The organism is Pedobacter sp. B4419 (assembly GCF_059693725.1).
In genome coordinates, this window is the sequence record NZ_JCASSL010000001.1 from 2259204 (window position 1) to 2276743 (window position 17540).

6 protein-coding genes are annotated in these 17540 nt (G+C 43.4%); 1 reads left to right on the forward strand and 5 read right to left on the reverse strand.

Annotated features, from left to right (window positions below; translation table 11 throughout):
• Nucleotides 1–13: 13 nt before the first annotated feature.
• Together AC570H_RS09445 and AC570H_RS09450 are read right to left on the reverse strand one after the other, a co-directional pair.
• Nucleotides 14–748: a LytR/AlgR family response regulator transcription factor gene (locus AC570H_RS09445; protein WP_497354035.1), complete on the reverse strand. Its 735-nt coding sequence runs from the start codon at nucleotides 746–748 to the stop codon at nucleotides 14–16.
• 132 nt (nucleotides 749–880) lie between these two features.
• Nucleotides 881–1159, reverse strand: coding sequence for a helix-turn-helix domain-containing protein (locus AC570H_RS09450; RefSeq protein ID WP_497354037.1), 279 nt, complete (start codon nucleotides 1157–1159; stop codon nucleotides 881–883).
• 378 nt (nucleotides 1160–1537) lie between these two features.
• On the opposite strand from AC570H_RS09450, the gene AC570H_RS09455 reads away from it, so the two are divergent.
• A complete protein-coding gene (locus AC570H_RS09455; RefSeq protein WP_497354039.1) occupies nucleotides 1538–4084 on the forward strand; it encodes a hypothetical protein in 2547 nt (848 codons plus the stop codon).
• 52 nt (nucleotides 4085–4136) lie between these two features.
• Here the strand turns inward: AC570H_RS09455 and AC570H_RS09460 are convergent, their stop codons facing one another.
• The 3 genes from AC570H_RS09460 to AC570H_RS09470 are packed head-to-tail and all read right to left on the reverse strand — an operon-like array spanning nucleotide 4137 to nucleotide 17337.
• On the reverse strand, nucleotides 4137–6140 hold the full coding sequence (locus AC570H_RS09460; RefSeq protein WP_497354041.1) for an OmpA family protein: 2004 nt from the start codon (nucleotides 6138–6140) through the stop codon (nucleotides 4137–4139).
• Nucleotides 6141–6150: 10 nt separating this feature from the next.
• Complete coding sequence (locus tag AC570H_RS09465; protein ID WP_497354043.1) at nucleotides 6151–7146, reverse strand: PorP/SprF family type IX secretion system membrane protein; 996 nt, start codon at nucleotides 7144–7146, stop codon at nucleotides 6151–6153.
• A gap of 45 nt (nucleotides 7147–7191) precedes the next feature.
• The gene (locus AC570H_RS09470) at nucleotides 7192–17337 is read right to left on the reverse strand and encodes an Ig-like domain-containing protein (protein WP_497354045.1); all 10146 of its coding nucleotides are present in this window, start codon (nucleotides 17335–17337) and stop codon (nucleotides 7192–7194) included.
• Nucleotides 17338–17540: the final 203 nt, after the last annotated feature.

The following is a 17540-nucleotide window of genomic DNA, read 5'->3' on the forward strand; positions in this document are numbered from 1 at the left end:
ATATCGGGCGGGATTAGTTTTTCTTTCCCGCCTTAATTAGCCTAGCATTGATAAAGTCGGCAAATTCCTTGCGGTAATGGTCGCCAACGGTAATTTGGATTCCATTTATCATTTTAATGGTATTGCCGTCTATGCTTTCCATTTGGTCTTTTCTAATAATAAAGCTCCGGTGCAGCTGTATAAAATCATCGCCATTATTTAATATTTTGGCCATCTCTGTCAGCGACATATAAGTTAATATGTTTTTGGCAGGTGTATGGATCATTACATAGTTGAGCTTGCTTTCTACAGCGATCACATCCTTGTATTTGATCTTGATGATCTTAGGGCTTTCTTCCTTGCTTTTCACAAAAAAGAAGTCCTCCTTTTCCAAATTGTTGTCGGTTTGTTGCTTTGCCGGAAACAGCTTGTTAATTGTGATTACAAATTTGCCCAATGTATATGGCTTGAGCAGATAGGCATCTGCATCAGCTTCGAATGCATCATAGGCATATTTGGTATGCGCAGTAGTAAAAATCAGTTTGTTCGTTTTGCTTCTGATTGCCTTTGACAGCTCAATGCCGGTTATTTTCGGCATGTCTACATCTAAAAGTATAAGGTCTACGGCATCCCCTTCGGTAATCGCTTTTAAGGCAACTAGTGGATCAGTGTAACTTTGAACCAACGTAAGTTCAGGCACAGAATCGATATATTTTTTCAATCCTTCTATTGCATGTTGCTCATCGTCAATTATAATACACTTATACATATTTAGTTTATAACGCCACTAAATATGTGCAAAATAGCTGTATTCTGCAAGATTTTCTTTTCTTATCCGTTAAAACAACGTGCTGGCTTAAGCAAACAAACAACCCGAAAGGAATGTGTACGGAGCTTTTGCTTAAGACCTTTTAAAGCTGATTTCGGGTTCGATATCGGCCAGCATATTATCCAGGTCGTCTATGGGCCTGCACGAATCGATCAGCTTAACCAAATCTACCATATCGAAATTATAAAGAGAAGAAAGCGCAAACAGCTTTGATAAGGGCGTTTCCACTAGATTTCTTTCATATCTGATGTAGGTTGGCCTACTCACAAACAAATAATTTGCAACTTCCTGCTGGTTGAGATTCTGCTCTTTTCTCAATTTCTTTAAGATCTGGCCAAGTTGAATAGTCATAACGCGGTGATTTTGAATTAAACTTGTTGTCAATATTGTAAATCGAGTTCATTTTTATTACTTTCTTATACGAACAGGATCAATTTCAGGATAGAAAGGTTATTTCTCGGGATGAAACTATTTTAGGTAACATTATTAGTGAAAAGTCGCTTTTTATAGCGTATTTATATTCTTTTTATTCACAGTGTTCATTTTTTTTACACCAAATATTTAATTCAGAACTAAAAAATCGTTCTGTAGGGCCATTAAAGCACTGTATATCTGTTCATTGCTCACCCATCGTTTAAAAAGGCCATTTTTCTTGTTCATTTTCGCGTTTATTTTTTATTTTTTTAATGGTATATTAGTGGTAAAAGCTCAAAAATAACGTATCTCCTTATGCCAAATCCCCTATTCTTGCAAGAATTAAAACGGCTCATTTTAATTAAAGCGAACATTAAGGTCATCAGTCCTTCAGATTGTAGGATTATTTCCAGTTCCGTTCAGAAAGAACTCAAAAAGAACATCAGCGAAACCACAATTAAGCGTTTGTTCGGGTTCGCAGAAATCAAACATGAATTTTCAAAGTTCACCATCAATACGCTGATGGAATATGTGGGCATGGCCAATGAACAGACCATTGGCAAAAAAGCGCCCAATATTGAACAAGAACCCGAAGACGCCTTTGAACAGTTGCGGGCCCGGGCACAGCGGATTACCTATTTTACTTTGCAAAATATCCGCAATCGCTGCAGCGTGCCTTACGAAATGACCATAGGCCGCAAATTTGCCAGGCACGACCTCATGTTTTTCCATTCCAGCAAATACAGTTTTACCTCCTTTATTTCGCAACCCGGATATGGAAAGAGCATTCTGCTGAGCCATTTGGTACAACAGATGTTTATAGATGACGATGCTCCCTTTAAAAAAGACATCGTCCTTTTTTTAAATGCGGACTACCTGTTTAACAAAGAATTAGAAGAATTAAGCCTCGAAGACCGCATTAAAAGTAAAATTGGCCTCCACCAGCACACAGACCTTATTGCCTATTTCAACGACCAATGGCTAAGCCATGGCCATAAGTTCATTATTATCTTGGATGGCTTTTCTGAACTGGTGATCAATAAAAGCACCAAGCAAAAAGTATTTGAAAGCATCATTAGCCTCGTCAACAATATCGAGCAGCAAGAAAGCGTAAAGCTGATCTTGGGCATGCGTTCAACCACTTGGAACCGTTTTTACGATAAAATGCGCTATTCTTATTTCTTAAAGAGCAAGTGGTTTCCGGGCAATTACTTTAACCTGAACGATAGCTCAAATGTACCGCCGCTAACAGAAATCGAAGTAGAACAGATTTTCCAGAAGATGAGTCCGCTCGATTTTACCAAGATCAGCGACAGCTTAAAGGCCCAGCTCAAATTCCCCTTCCAAATCCAATGGTATTACCAACTGAAGGAAGAATATCCCACATTTGATTCGTACACCAATATCATCCATTACGAGATCATTGCCCGCTTTATTCAAGAAAAGATCTACAATTCTACCTATGCTACCGAAAAGGTGCTATTCTGCAAAAAGATCATCCACCTGACCAATTACGGTCGCAGGGGCTATTCGGTAACCAAAACCGACCTCATTAAAGAGATGCCGGTTTTTAAGAATGCCTACATGGAACTGCTTACCGATGGCATACTGATGGAAGAAAAGCATGTGAAAAGTGGATTTCCGTCGGAATTTGTACGTTTTGTACAACCCCATGTATTTGAATATTTCTTGTTTACAGAGCTGTACGAGCTCTTTAACCAGCAAATGGACGAACGTTTCTTTGAACTGGTGCACCAGGAATATTTGGGCAACCACGTGCGTTTTCAGCTGTTGCAATGGTCGGTAAGGCTTTTGGTAAGGCTCAATAAGCTCAAGGAAATCAATGCTGTGCTGAGCCTTAAGCTCAACAATTACGAAAAAAACTACCTGATTTATTTCATTGCAGAAAACCTGAACTATCGGAACAAAAAGGATCCAAACCTCATGGTGCAGATCAAAGAACAGCAGCTACACAAACTGTTGATGAAACAGTTTATCCATTTCGATTTTATCGATTCTTACTATAAGGATGCTGTTAAATGTTTGATTGAAGTAGCCGATAGCGCAGAAACGGAACTTTATTACCACGCCATCCTCTCTATTTTTGATTGCCTTAGCCTAAACCAATCTAAGATACTGAAGCGCCTAGATAAAATGGAAGGCCTAAAATGCGAGGCCAAAAACTGGGACGTCAATCCATACGAAGCCATTAAGCTGATCTATTTGCGGATTAAGGACGTAGCCATTACCCAAAACTACACCCTGCAAAAGATCGAGGATTTTAAGTACGGAAGCAAAATCAACGGTTTGAAGCAGAAAGAGCTACCGGATATGAAACAGGTGATCAGCTACCTGCTGATCTTTTTGGTTAATCTGTTTTACGGGTCTCCTTTGGAGGCTACCAAAGTAATTTCGGCCATTATACGAGAGCATCCCAAATTGATGAAAACCCGCAAATTTTTCTCTATTTACCTACTGAACCTCATGGCCCAAGCTTGCGCGCGAACAAATCCTAGCAAAAAGACAGACCAAATGGAGAAAATATTAACCCAGCTCTATGCAGACGAAACGAGGGTAAATCCAACCCTGTATGCGCAGTCGGTTTTTTTATCGCTAAAGGCCGAGCAAAGCAAAAACAGAAAGGATTATGCAGCCGCCCTGCAATATGCGCACGAGTGCATCAAAATATACAAGCGCAACGACCTGGCGATTAATGAACTGTTCACCTACAATCTTATTATAGGTATTTACAAAGAACTAAAAGACTATGAGAAAGTAGAAGAATACAGCTACCACAAATTGAATTTGCTAGACAGCAAACAGGTAAATGTGCCCGCGTTCAAATCTACCTCTTTCATTTAGCCTAAATAAAAAAAGGAGACTTTCGTCTCCTTTTTTTATTGCATTAATTTATCTATTTTTTTGTCACCTTAAATTCTGTTCGTCTATTGAGCGCCCTTCCTTCTGGATTGTCCTTTCCATCAGGCAGTTTGTTTGGCGCCACTGGTACGCTAAAACCATAGCCCTTACTCGTCATCCGCTCTGCTGCTATGCCTTTGCCTACCAAGTAATCTACGCAAGATTTTGCCCTGCGGTTAGATAGATCAAGGTTATAAGCTTCGGTTCCGATATTATCGGTATGCGCACCCAATTCGATTTCGATGTTTTTGTTATCTACCATCAAATCATATAAATAATTGAGCGTAACCTTTGATGAATCAGTCAACTCAGCGCTGTTAAACTCGTATAGGATATTGTTCAATACAATTGGCTTGTTAACTTTAAACGGTGTTAGGCAAAGTTCGGCACTTTTCAAGGTATCTACACTGGCCAGCTGCTCATAATTGTAGCTGATGTTTTTGGCAAAATAACTGTCTTTTACCGCATTGATCTGGAAGCCACGATTAGAGCCTATGCCAAACCTATATATTCCGTCTTTGTCGGATATGGTGGTCTGCTCTGTAAAATCGGCACCTGTAATGGTAACGGTAGCGCCCTCTAAAGGTTTTAGGGTCGCACAATCGATCAGTTTACCACTAATGCTTAATGTTTCCTTGCGGATGTTAAAAATCTCTAAACAGCACAGCGATTCGCGATCTGAACTGATGTAACCTGCCTTATCTTCGTCGTCGGTAGGCGTAAAATACATATCGTCTTTGGCCGAGTTAAATGGATAGCCCATATTTCTTGGTGCGGTCCAGTTGGTAAAATCACCCTCTGATTCATAAAAATCGAAACCACCGATACCTGTACGTCCGGTACTGCTAAAAAGCAATTTACGGGTTTTAGGATTATAGTATGGGGCTTCGTCGTCTTCTTTGGTATTGATTTTATCGCCCATGTTCATGGCATTGCCTGTAGTGCCATCGGGTCTGATAATCGCATACCATAAATCGTATTTGCCCAAGCCTCCTGGTCTGTCAGATGCAAAAATGAGGTATTTACCATCCTTGGTAATGTAAGGTTGCATAGAGTTAAAGCCGTTTACATTGATCTCGCCACCTAAAGCAACCGGCTCAGACCACTGGCTATTGGCCAAACGGCTTGATACATAAATGCTTCTTTTTTTCTCTTCCTTATTGATCCATGCCGTAAAATACATGAAGGTTCCATTCGGATGCAAGGTTGGCGCAGCAGCTTCCATCTGTTTTACATTAACCGCCACTCTGCTTACTTGGGCATTTGGCGTTTCTGGTTTAGATGAGGTTGCATAAATGGCATTGATGTAAGGATTGTCTTTTCTTACTACCGTGCTGGTACCGCCAGACAAAACTTCGTTCTTTCCATTGGTTTTTACCGGTCTCGACGAAGTAAAATAAAAAGTCTGGTTGCCTACTGCGGGGGCATAATTTGAACCAGCGGTATTTACTTCGGCCGGAAGCCTGTTTAATTTGAAGAGCCTGGGATATTTGATTTCGTTCAATGCAAACCTGCACGACTCGATTTCCGCCTTTGCCTTTTCTTTATAGCCATCATTTACATCGTACTTGCTTACAAAAGTTCCGAACGCGGCAATCGCCTCATCAAACTTAAAGTTGGCACGTAAACATTCGGCATACCAGTAGCCACTTAGGGCATATTTCGGATTACTGAAACCATTGGCAATGACATACCATTTTTCGGCATCTTGAAAGTTTTTATAGAGCCTTAATGAAGTAGCCAATTGAAACACGGCATATTCGTAATCGTCTCTACGAGGGCTTTCCTCCTTAATTCGCTTTTCAAAGCCGTAAGGCACCACGAAGCCTGTACTATCTGGCGATATCTGCAATGCCCGCTTATAGTATTCGGAGGCGGCATAATATTCTTTGTTAATGAAGTAGACATCTGCTACCCTCTTGTTATCTGCTGTCATCTGGGCCTGAGCAAACGAAAGGCTACAGCACCACAGGATCAAAATTGTTTTTAAATAGCGCATATCTTAAAAATTAAAGTCGTGGACAGAAGAAATTAGGACCAACAATACCTTTTCTGCTGGTAAATGATACCGAGAGCTCTAAACCTCCCCTAGAACCTGTTGCCTTGTTCAAGCTCGAGGTATTAAAATCATAGCTTACACCAAACACCATGCTTTTAAAGTGGAGGCCTAAAAAGGCAATCGCCGAGTCGTCTACACGATAGTTGGAGCCAAAAAGAATGTCTGATTCGGTATTGAGCATCATCTGTGCATAAGCTCCGGCTGCAATCTCCCTGGCATCGCCTTGTTTAAGGTAGATGAAGTTCGGGGTGATATCCAACATGTTGTTTACCTTGATCCTTGCGCCACCATGTCCGGTAAAGCGCATAGGCAGGCGTGGATTATTTCCGGCAATAAATTTATCTTTTGGCCTGGTTAAGTGCGATACGGCTGCACCGGCAAACACATTTACTCTTTTGTTGCTGCCACCATCAAAAAACATCACACCGGCATTGATATCTGGCGCAACATAGCTTGACGATGAAATGTCATCAGACGTTCCCATAGTCGGATCATACCCGGTTACCGGATTGTATTGGCTGCCCGTGGTAATTTTAGAAAGATCGATGCTCTTGCTGATGATCCCAGCCTGCATACCAAAATTGATGATCTGCTCGCCACTTTGTCCAAAGCGAATGCGATAAGAGGCCGAAGCCAATGCACTGAGCTGATTGTAGCCAATATCACCCGCCCTTTGGTTTATAATGAGACCACCCAAAGACAGGTTTTTGAAAGGCGCCATATCAAAAGAGGCACCTGCGGTTAAATAACCGTTTCTCAGCGCATCCCATTGTTGCTTGGCATTTACGTTTACGCGATAATCGCCATCGGTAACACCTGTTAAGGCCGGGTTAAGCCATAACGGGTTAGCATAATATTGCGAAAAATGCGGATCTATCTGTGCTTGTACTTGCTGTGCACCAAAACTTAGTCCGAATGCCAGCATTAATATTCTTAAGTATTTCATGTGTTCCTTTTTAGGTAAAACCATTTCACAATTATGTTTTTAATGCTATCTGAGCAATGTTACTGTTCCTTTATACGATTTGGTGGTACCATCGGCGAAGGTTACCTGGATCAAGTACACGTAAACTCCATTTGGCTGTATGTTTCCACTAAATCTTCCGTCCCATCCGGTATTAATCGATGTCGATTCGAACAAGAACTGCCCCCACTGGTTGTAAATCTTCATATTGAATTTACTTACCAGGTTACCATAGGCGAAGAAGATATCGTTCTTACCATCGGCATTAGGCGTAAAGGTGTTAGGGATATAAAGCTCATTGGCAAAAGGATTATTTGCACTGCCGGTTACTGGTGCAGAGTTGGCACTGGTTTGACAGTCTATTTGTCCTTTGGCTCTCACAATGATGGTTGCACTCTGACCAGGCTGTAAACCTACTACCTGATAAGTTGTTCCGGTTGGTCCGCCTGCTGGTGCAACCCATGTATTGCCGTTGTTTAACGACACTTCATAAGCTGTTGCTCCTGCTACTGCGTTCCATGCAAAAGTGATGCTGTTCGCCGTAGTGCTTTCAACCCTCACTACTGGTGTAGCGATAATTGGCAGTACAGTTACCGTTATTGCGGTACGCGAGTTGCTTGGACAGCCTCCTGATTTAGAAACGCTTTCTACATAATAAGTAGTAGTGATGGTTAAAGCCGGGGTGGTAAAGGTATTTCCTTCGGCCAGCATTGTACCGCTAGAACTGTTGGCGTACCATCTGTAAATCAAGTTTGCATCTGGATTGCTTACGCTCAATATGGCAGTGCTACCTGCACAAATCGGATTGTTATTGGCAGTTACACTTGTTGGTGCGGCTGGCACTGGCATAGCAATGATCGATGCAGGCGCCCTTGAAGGAGACAAACACGAACCGGTACTTGCCTCTACATGGTATGTTACATTTGCGGTAACCGGAGGTGTAGTAAAGGTAGCTCCAGTACCTACAACGGTGCCACCATTAGCTGCATCGTACCAAGTATAAGTTACGCCGCTTTGAGGATTGCTTACGCTTAATACCGTAGTATTGCCGATACAAACATTCACATTATTGGTAGCTACTACTGGTGTTGTTGGCCTTATCGTAACCGTTACGGTTACCTTAACCCTGCCACTTGCATTACCACAACCATTGGCGCTTACGGCCTGTACATAGTAATCTTTAGTGGCATTTAGAATAGAGATATTCAATGTAGAACCTGTACCTACCTGATTGCCACCAACAGCTGCATCATACCATTCGTAAGTAACACCAGGCTGTGCATTTTGTACAGTTAGGCTAGTTCCGTCGCCAGCGCAGATGCTGGTTCCAGTATTGGCTACAATTGGGTTAACAGGACGAGGGTTTACGGTAATCACTACCACTTTGCTGCTTCCAGTAACGTTCTCGCACCTGTTGTCGCCTTTTACGGTTACGTAATAGGTAGCATCGGCTGTAAGTGCTGTAGTGGTAAATGTAGCCTGGTTAGAAACCACATTGGTTAAGGCGGCATCGCTGTACCAGGTAAATACCGGATTGGTTACCGTAGTTGTACTTGCGGTAAGCGTAGTGGTATTGCTTTCGCAGATGGTAGTGGTACCCGTTACCGAAATATCGCTTGGCGTAGCATTTGGCCTCACGGTGATGGTTACAGTTTTGGCATTTGCCGGACTGTTTTCACATCTGTTGCTTCCTTTTACGGTTACATAATAAGTAGTGGTTGCATTAAGTACCGGTGTTGGGAATGAGGCTCCGATATGAGCCACATTGGTTAACGAAGCATCGCTATACCATGTAAATACCGGACTGGTTACGGTTAAGCTGCTGGCCGTTAAGGTTACACTGCCCGTACCGCAAATGTTGGCACTTGGTGGCACAATATTGATATCGGCGGCAGTTGCTCCATTGTTAACGGTTACCGTTACAATTTTAGCTGTCGAGGTACTGTTTTCACACTTGTTATCGCCTTTTACGGTTACATAGTAAGTCCTGGTTGCCGTAAGTGGTGTTGGTGTAGTAAACGAGGCACCTACAAATGCTACCGAGGTTAAGGCGGCATCATTGTACCAGGTAAATACCGGATTGGTTACCGTTGTGGTGCTGGCTACCAAGGTGGCTTTGGTGTTTTCACAAATGGTAGCATCGTTGGCAGTAATGTCTGCAGCAGTGGCCACTGGTTTTACGGTAATGGTAATGGCTTTGGCATCTGCCGGACTATTGGCACACCTGTTATCGCCTTTTACAGTTACGTAGAAAGTAGTGGTCGCACTTAACGGCTGACTTGTAAATGTTGGGCCAACGTGTACCAAGTTGGTCAATGCCGCATCAGCATACCAAGTGAATACCGGATTGGTTACTGTTGGACTGCTTGCAGCCAATACAGCTGGAGCTCCATTACAAACCGTAGTGTTTCCTGTTAAGATGATATCGGTCATTGCCGACAATGGATTTACCGTTACAGTAACCACTTTAGCATCAATTGCTTTGTTTTCGCATTTGTTATCGCCTTTTACAGTTACGTAGAAGGTAGTAGTGGTGCTTAATGATGGGATCAGATAGGTTGGACCTACAAATACCACCGCGGTTAACGAAGCATCGCTGTACCAAGTAAACACAGGGTTGGTTACGGTAAAGCTCGAAGCCATTAAGCTTACCGAGCTGCCTGCGCAAATGGTTGCATTGCTTAAGTTTACATCGGCTGCAGTAGCATATTCATTAACCGTAATGGTTACTGCTTTTGCATCGGCTGCACCGTTGGTACATTTGTTATCGCCTTTAATTGCCACATAATAAGTAGTTGTGGTATTAAGAGGACCTGTTGTAAAATCGGCACCTACATGAGCTACATTGGTTAAGGCAGCATCGCTGTACCAAGTAAACACCGGATTGGTAACCGTAGTAGAACTTGCATTTAAGGTAGTTTGGCCACCTGCACAGATTTTAGTCGGTCCGCTTACCAGGATATCGGCAGCAGTGGCCAACGGATTAACCGTAATGGTGATCACTTCTGCATCTCCAGGTTTGTTTTCGCATTTATTATCGCCTTTTACGGTTACATAATAAGTGGTATTGCCATTTAATGGCGGACTTAAGAAATTAGCACCAATATGAGCTACATCTGTTAAGGCTGCATCTCTGTACCAAGTAAATACCGGATTGGTTACCGTAGTAGAGCTTGCAGTTAAGCTTACAGTAGAACCGGCACAAATGGTACTGATACCTGCCAAGCTGATATCGGCAGCAGTAGCAGAAGGATTAATCGTTATCGTTACCGCTTTGGCATCGGCAGGCGAATTGGCACATTTGTTTGTACCGCTTACCGTTACATAAAAAGTAGTAGTAGCTGTAAGACCTGTCGGCGTAAATGCAGCTTGATTAGCAACCACATTGGTTAAGGCTGCATCGCTGTACCAAGTAAATACTGGATCGGTAACTGTAGTAGAACTAGCTGTTAAAGTAGTTGTACCATTAGTACATACGTTATTTACACCAGCCACTTGGATATCGGCAGCAGTAGATGATGGCTTAACGATAAGTGTAATTTTAGTACGGCTTCCATTGGCACAAGCATTTCCGTTTACGGCCTCTACAAAGAAATCGTAAGTACCGGCTGCCAAATTAGCTGGGGTGGTGTAGTTGGCATTGTTCAATACCAATACGTTGCCATTTGCATCGTACCAGTTAAAGGTTACGCCACTTACTGCTTGTACAGCCAAGGTTACTGGCGAATTGATACAAGTAGTAGCTGGATTTCCTGAAACCGGAACTGGTGGAGCTGGTGGAGGCAATATGGTAACCACCACTTTTGTAGGGGCGCTTTCGCAACCATTTACAAAAGCTTTTACATAATAGTTATAAGTACCTGCTACCAATGTTGTAGGCGTGTTGAAAGTTGTGCCATCAGCTTGGTAAGCAGTTTCTAAATACCACCTGTAAGTTACGCCGGCCTGAGGATTTTTAACGCTCAATGTAGCTACAGTACCTTGACAGGCACTTGCTGTAGCCACTGTAACTTGTGGTGCTACATTTATTCTTTGTGCGTAGTTGAAGTTAACTGATGTCAAAGCACCGATCAAACCTGAATTTAACCTTACTTCTACTCCATCAAATGCGGCAGTAGGAACATAGGTTAAAATAACTGCACTGTTATCGCTCAATAGTTCTAAGTGGATCAATGGATTGTTCACCACCATTTCGTCGCCGTTGCTGGTAGCGCCATTGTAAGTAGTTACCGTTAAGCTTGGCAATACAGCTAACGATAATAGTTTGCCTGGTGAGGTCAATACCACTTTTAAGGTATCGCCTACTTTAGACAAGCCACCAGTAAAACCTACGCGTTGGTAAACCGAAGCACCTAACAGACCAACTGGCATCAGCAATGAAGAACCTGTTTGAATGTTGTTATCAACTGCCAAACCTGGATTTGCAACACCGGCCAATATCGCCACACCAGTAACACCATCGGCTAATGCTACAGTAGCTGCACCACAAGGCGTAGGTTCTGTGCCATTAGGGATAACAGTTACTACAACCGATGCACGGCCAGAAGCTGGACATGGACCAGGCACAGTAGCTTCTACATAGAAAGTTGTAGTAGTGGCTAAAGGCCCTGTTACATAGGTAGCAGTATTGGCCAATAGGTTACCGTTGGTTGGTGCGTCATACCATCTGAATGTAGCACCGGCGGTACTTGAACTTGCAGTTAAAATTGCTGGACTGTTTTGAGCCACTGTTACTGCCGGAGGAGTAACGATTGGCAAATCTACAGAACCAACAGTAATGGTAGCCGTTGCCCTGGTAGCCGAAGCCAAACCACAGCTATTTACGGCTTCAACCGAGTAAGAAGTATTTGCAACAACAGCAGTAGCCGTAAAGGTTACGCCATCTTTGCCTGCCTGATAGGTTCCACCAGCATCATACCATTTATAGGTTAGGCCAGCGATTGGATTTTTAACTTGTAATAAAACATCGTTTCCGGCACAAGTATTTACGGCAGCGGCCAATAATTCTGGCACAGCTGGAGCCGGTGTTGCAGTTACATTAACAGCCGTTCTGTAGCTTACGCAACCTGATGCAACAGTAGCCGCTACGAAATACCTGGTATCTGCGGTTAAGGCTGGAGTAGTAAAGCTGATGCCATCTTTGCCTGTTTGGTAAACACCAGCAGCATCATACCATTTATAGGTTAGGCCAGCTTTCGGATTTTTTACAGTGAGTACGGCCGTTTGACCAACACATGCGGTAACGTTCGAAGCCATTACTTCTGGAGCGGCTACAATGCGCTGTGCATAATTTACGTTCAACGAAGTTAATGCACCAACAAGACCCGAGTTTAACCTTACCTCTACCGCATCAAACTGCGCTGTAGGCACAAAGGTGAGCAAGGCCTGAGTATTGCCACTTAATAATTCGAGGCTAATTAGCGGATTGTTAACAGCCAATACATCGTTATTGCTTACGCCTGCATTGTAGGTAGAGATTTGAACCGAACCCAAAACGCTTGCCGCTAATAATTTGCCTGGCGAGTTGATCAATACACGAACGGTATCGCCAACATTAGAAACACTTCCAAAATCTAGTCTTTGGTAAACCGAAGCACCTAATAAGCCAACCGGCATTAATAAGGTAGAACCAGTTTGTGTATCGTTGTCTACAGCTAAATTCGCGTTAGATACACCTGCCAATAAAGCGATACCTGTAACACCATTGGTTTGGGTTACGGCAGCCTCGCAAGGTACCGGATTAGGAGATCCACCTGAATTTACGGTCACTGTAGCCTGAATACGGGTAGCAGAGCTACAACCCGTTACTGTACTGGTTGCTTCTACGTAATAAGAAGTAGTAGCAGTTAACGGTGGCGTTACAAAGGTTTCGCCGGTATAAATAGGAGTTGTAGAATTGGCAGATGTGTACCAGTTAAACACCACATTGGTTTCTGAAGAACTTGCGGTTAATACAGCAGTTTGTCCAGGATTGATGGTTGAAGAAGAAACCTGTACTTGTGGCGCTACCGGACGTGGGTTAACGGTAATGGTTACCGAACCGCGGGTTGCGCTTACGCATCCTGACAAGGCCGCTTCTACATAATAGGTTTTGGTGGCAGTTAATGCCGGGGTAGTGAAATTAGCTCCTGTAAATACTGGAGTACCACCAGCAGCGGTTTCATACCAGTTATAAGTAAGGGTTGGATCAGGATTGCTCACAGCCAGCGCTACGGTTGAACCTTCGCAGCTTGCCGAAACGGCAGCCACAGTTGGTGCTGCCAATACCGGTACTACGGTAACGGTTACCGGAACACGCTCTGCATTTGCACAACCTGCTTTGCTTATTTCAATATAATAAGTGGTAGTAGTAGTTAAGTTTGGTGTAGTAAAGCTATTGCCATTGCCAACTACGCTTCCACCTGTTGCAGCATTGTACCAAGTTAAGGTAGTGCCACCATTTGGCGTAGCTGTTAAGGTGGTTGTACTGCCCGAACAGATGCTTAAACCTGCGGTTGAAACCGTTGGTTTAGGATAGATAATTTCTGCACCATAAATATCAAGACTGCTTAAAGCGGCCACTGTGGCTCCAAACCTAACTTCTACCCTGTCGTAAGGCTGACCAGCAACCAAGGTTGCTTTAAAGCGATTGGCACTCAACAACCTTAAGTCTAACAAAGCAGAGTTCAATTGGTAGCTGGTTACTACGTTCGAACCATTCATTACGTTAACCGTAATTCCACCTAATACCGATAGATCCAATAAACCTGTTGGTGTAGCCAAGTCTAAACGAATACTATCGGTAGCTAGGCCAACATTAGGGAAAATTAACCTTTGATAACCTGTAGCACCTACGCCTACAGCCAATGTAATTCTGGTAAAGTTGTTTAAATCGGCATCGGTAGAGTTACCTGGACCATTAATGCCACACAATAAACAAATACCCAATATACCACTGTTTTGGCTGGTGGCTGCATTACAATTAGGGTTAACCGGACCATTCAGTACAGTTACCACTACAGGTACGCGGCTTGCACTTACGCAACCGGTTCCATTACTTGTTTCTGCATAAAAAGTTGTTGTTGTAGTTAAAGCTGGTGTAGTAAAGCTCGGACCTGTGCCCAAAGCAGTACCTCCTGCAGCAGCGCCGTACCATTTAATCACATCGCCGTTAGTAGCAGTGGCCTGCAATACAGTAGTTTGACCACTGTTGATCACTTGGCTATTCGTTGTAATTACCGGAAGAGCTGGTGCCGGATTGATAGTAACCGTTACGGCAGTACGTGTACTCACCGCTGTTCCAGACACCGCCTCAACATAAAACGTAGTCGTGCTGGTTAATGCTTGTGTATTAAATACGCCGGCATTGTTGGTTACCAGTGGTGTATTTCCTGTAGGGCCGTACCAATTATAGGTAACACCTGCCTGCAGGTTGGTTACGCTCAAGGTAGCAAAACTTCCGCTACAGATTGTAGCATTCGCAGCCAATGGAGCGGTTACCCCAACAGTAATCGTATAATCTGTATTTACTTTATTGCCGTTGGCATCTGTTGCTGTAAGCGATAAAGTATAAGCTCCACCTAACGTAGGTGTACCTGTAATTTCTCTGGTTGTGGTGTTAAAGCTTAAACCTGGAGGCAAGTTCGTAGCTACATAAGTATAAGGAGCAGTTCCTCCAGTTACCGCTGGCAAAGTTTCGGTTGGATAAGGTATCCCAACTGTGCCGTTAGCCAAAGTTGCAGTAGGCAATGACAGCGCACCTATTACCTTAACAGGATAAGTATTGCTTGCTGTTTTGCCAGTGCCATCGGTTACGGTTACTCCAACGTTGTAGTTACCAGATTGAGTTGGTGTACCTGTAATCTGCCTTGTTGCAGGATCGAAGGTCAATCCCGGAGGCAAATTAGTAGCAGCATAAGTATATGGACCTGTACCGCCTGTAGCTGCTGGGATAGTTTCTGTTGGATAAGCAACTCCAACATTTCCATCTGCCAGCGCTTTGGAAGGCAATACCAAAGGAGCAATTACTTTAATCGTATAGTTAGCCGTGGCTGTTTTTCCATCCGCATCGCTGGCATTTAAAACAACAGTATAATCACCGGCCGTAGTTGGCGTACCTGTAATTTGTCTGCTTGCAGGATCAAATGTCAATCCCGGAGGCAAACCAGTAGCCGAATAGGTATAAGGTGTGGTACCGCCGGTAGCAGGCAATAAAGTTTGTGTCGGATATTGCGTACCTACCGTTCCATCAGAAAGCGGTGTAGTGGCCAATACCAAAGGATCTTTTACAACAACAGTGTAATTATTGGCGGCTGTATTGCCATCGGCATCAGTAACGTTAATGGTTACCACAAAAGTACCCGATTGGGTTGGTGTACCTGTAATTACTCTTGTTGCAGGATCAAACGTTAATCCCGGAGGCAAATTGGTCGCTACATAAGTATAAGGTATAGTGCCACCGGTTGCCACCGGAATAGTTTGTGGCGGATATAAAGTTCCTACCGTGCCGTTTGGCAAACTTGCTGTTGGCAATACTAAGGTAGGCGTTACCTTTATCGTATAGGCTACCGTAGCCGTACAGCCTTTGCTATCGGTTGCGGTTATGCTAAAAGGAAAATCGCCAGCCACTGTTGGTGTACCTCCTATTTGTCCGCTGGCCGATAAAATCAAGCCTGCAGGCAATGAACTTCCGGCCGCCAAAGCATAAGTAAAGGTTGGCGTGCCTCCTGTAGCAGCAGTAATCTGTTTAGAATAAGCAGAACCAACAGTTGCATTAGGCAAAGTAGTGGTGGCAAAAGTAATTTGCGGATTAACGGTAACCGTGATCGGTACCCTACCCGATTCAGCAGTACAACCAATTCTTCTGGCTGCTACATAATAAGTTTTATTGGCCGTTAAAGCCACAGTAGTGTAGGTTCCATTGTTTGGAGTAGTAGCCAATGCTGTACCCCCATCAACTACATCATACCAGCGAAGCTCGTTGTCGGCTCCCGTAGTTGCCCCTAATACAGCTGTACTGTTGTAACAGGCATTAACCGCATTAGATAATGGTGAGGTAAAAGTTGGTCTTGGTGCCGTACTGGTGATACTGTATAGGCTTACGGTTTGTGTTAAACCTGCATTGAGCAAGGAGTTGAGTGTTATTTTTACGCGATCAAAAGACAAACCTGGCGAAAATGGAATACTGGTTGTTTGTCCGGCATTTAACAGCCCTAATAGATCTAGGCTTAATAAATTATTGAGGTTAGTGGTATATACCTGAACATTACCATTGTAAGCTGTAACCTGCGTATTATTCAATAAGCCCGCACTTAGCAAGGCAGGATTAACACGCATGCGAATATTAAATTCATCGCCAACCTTAGATGGAGTAGCGAAGTAGATGGTTTGGCTAATCGAGCCTGCAACTCCTAATGCACCTAAACTGATTTCGGAAAAATTAGTCTGGTCAGCATCGATGGCGCGTTCAGGATTGGTTACTCCCGCCTTGCCTAAACCCAACAGGTCAACGGTAAGTCCGCTGCCCTCATAACTGGTAGCAAATGCATTGGCACAGGTTTCGGTACCCGAGGTATAAAAAGCATAATAAACCTTTGTATTATAAGGCGCACTTAACAACAAAGCATCTGTCCTGTCTTTGAGGTACACCCTATCATAAGCTTCATTTGGCGTGATCGCTATATAAAAAAAGCCACTCGCATCCTTAATCAGACGCAGATTGGCATTTGTAAATCCAGAACTACTTAAACCGGATACTTTCGTTTCACCAAGTGAATTTCTCGCCCCGACCTCAAAATAATGGTCGCCCAACGCGATGTTCCCGACCAGCGCAGCGAGGGCCCCGCCAAGATTTCCGCCCAGCAATACATTAAGCAATGTCGGATCTCCATCTATCCGCAAATATGTGGTGGTATTTGCCGGAACTGTGCTTGCAAATTGGAGTTCCAATTCTCCGCTATACTTGCCAAGCCCCAACGCAGCTCCACCATAAGATTTTACGGTGGCGAAAGTATTATTTCCGTTTGTTGCATTTGTTGCATCCTCAACCTGTGGAGACTTTACAGCAGCGGTTGTGGCATAAATTCTTGTTTGCGCATACGATTTAGAAAAAAGCAGCGTTAATAAAGTAATTTGTAGTAGCAGAAAAGCGATCCATCTAATAGACCGAAGGTTAAAAGTAGATATCGATTTCATAAAATAGGGATTATTATGCGTTATTCTGACGCAATTTTAAGCAGCAAACCGCTACGCTTTGCCATTCGACTTGTTCATTAGAATCAGCCTACGCACCCCTATTGTTCATTTTATTCATTTTATATTGTTCACTACAGGCTTAAAAGTGCTTGAACATGAGCATATTTCTTTCTCCTTGCCTATTTAGAGGCCTTTTTACCTAA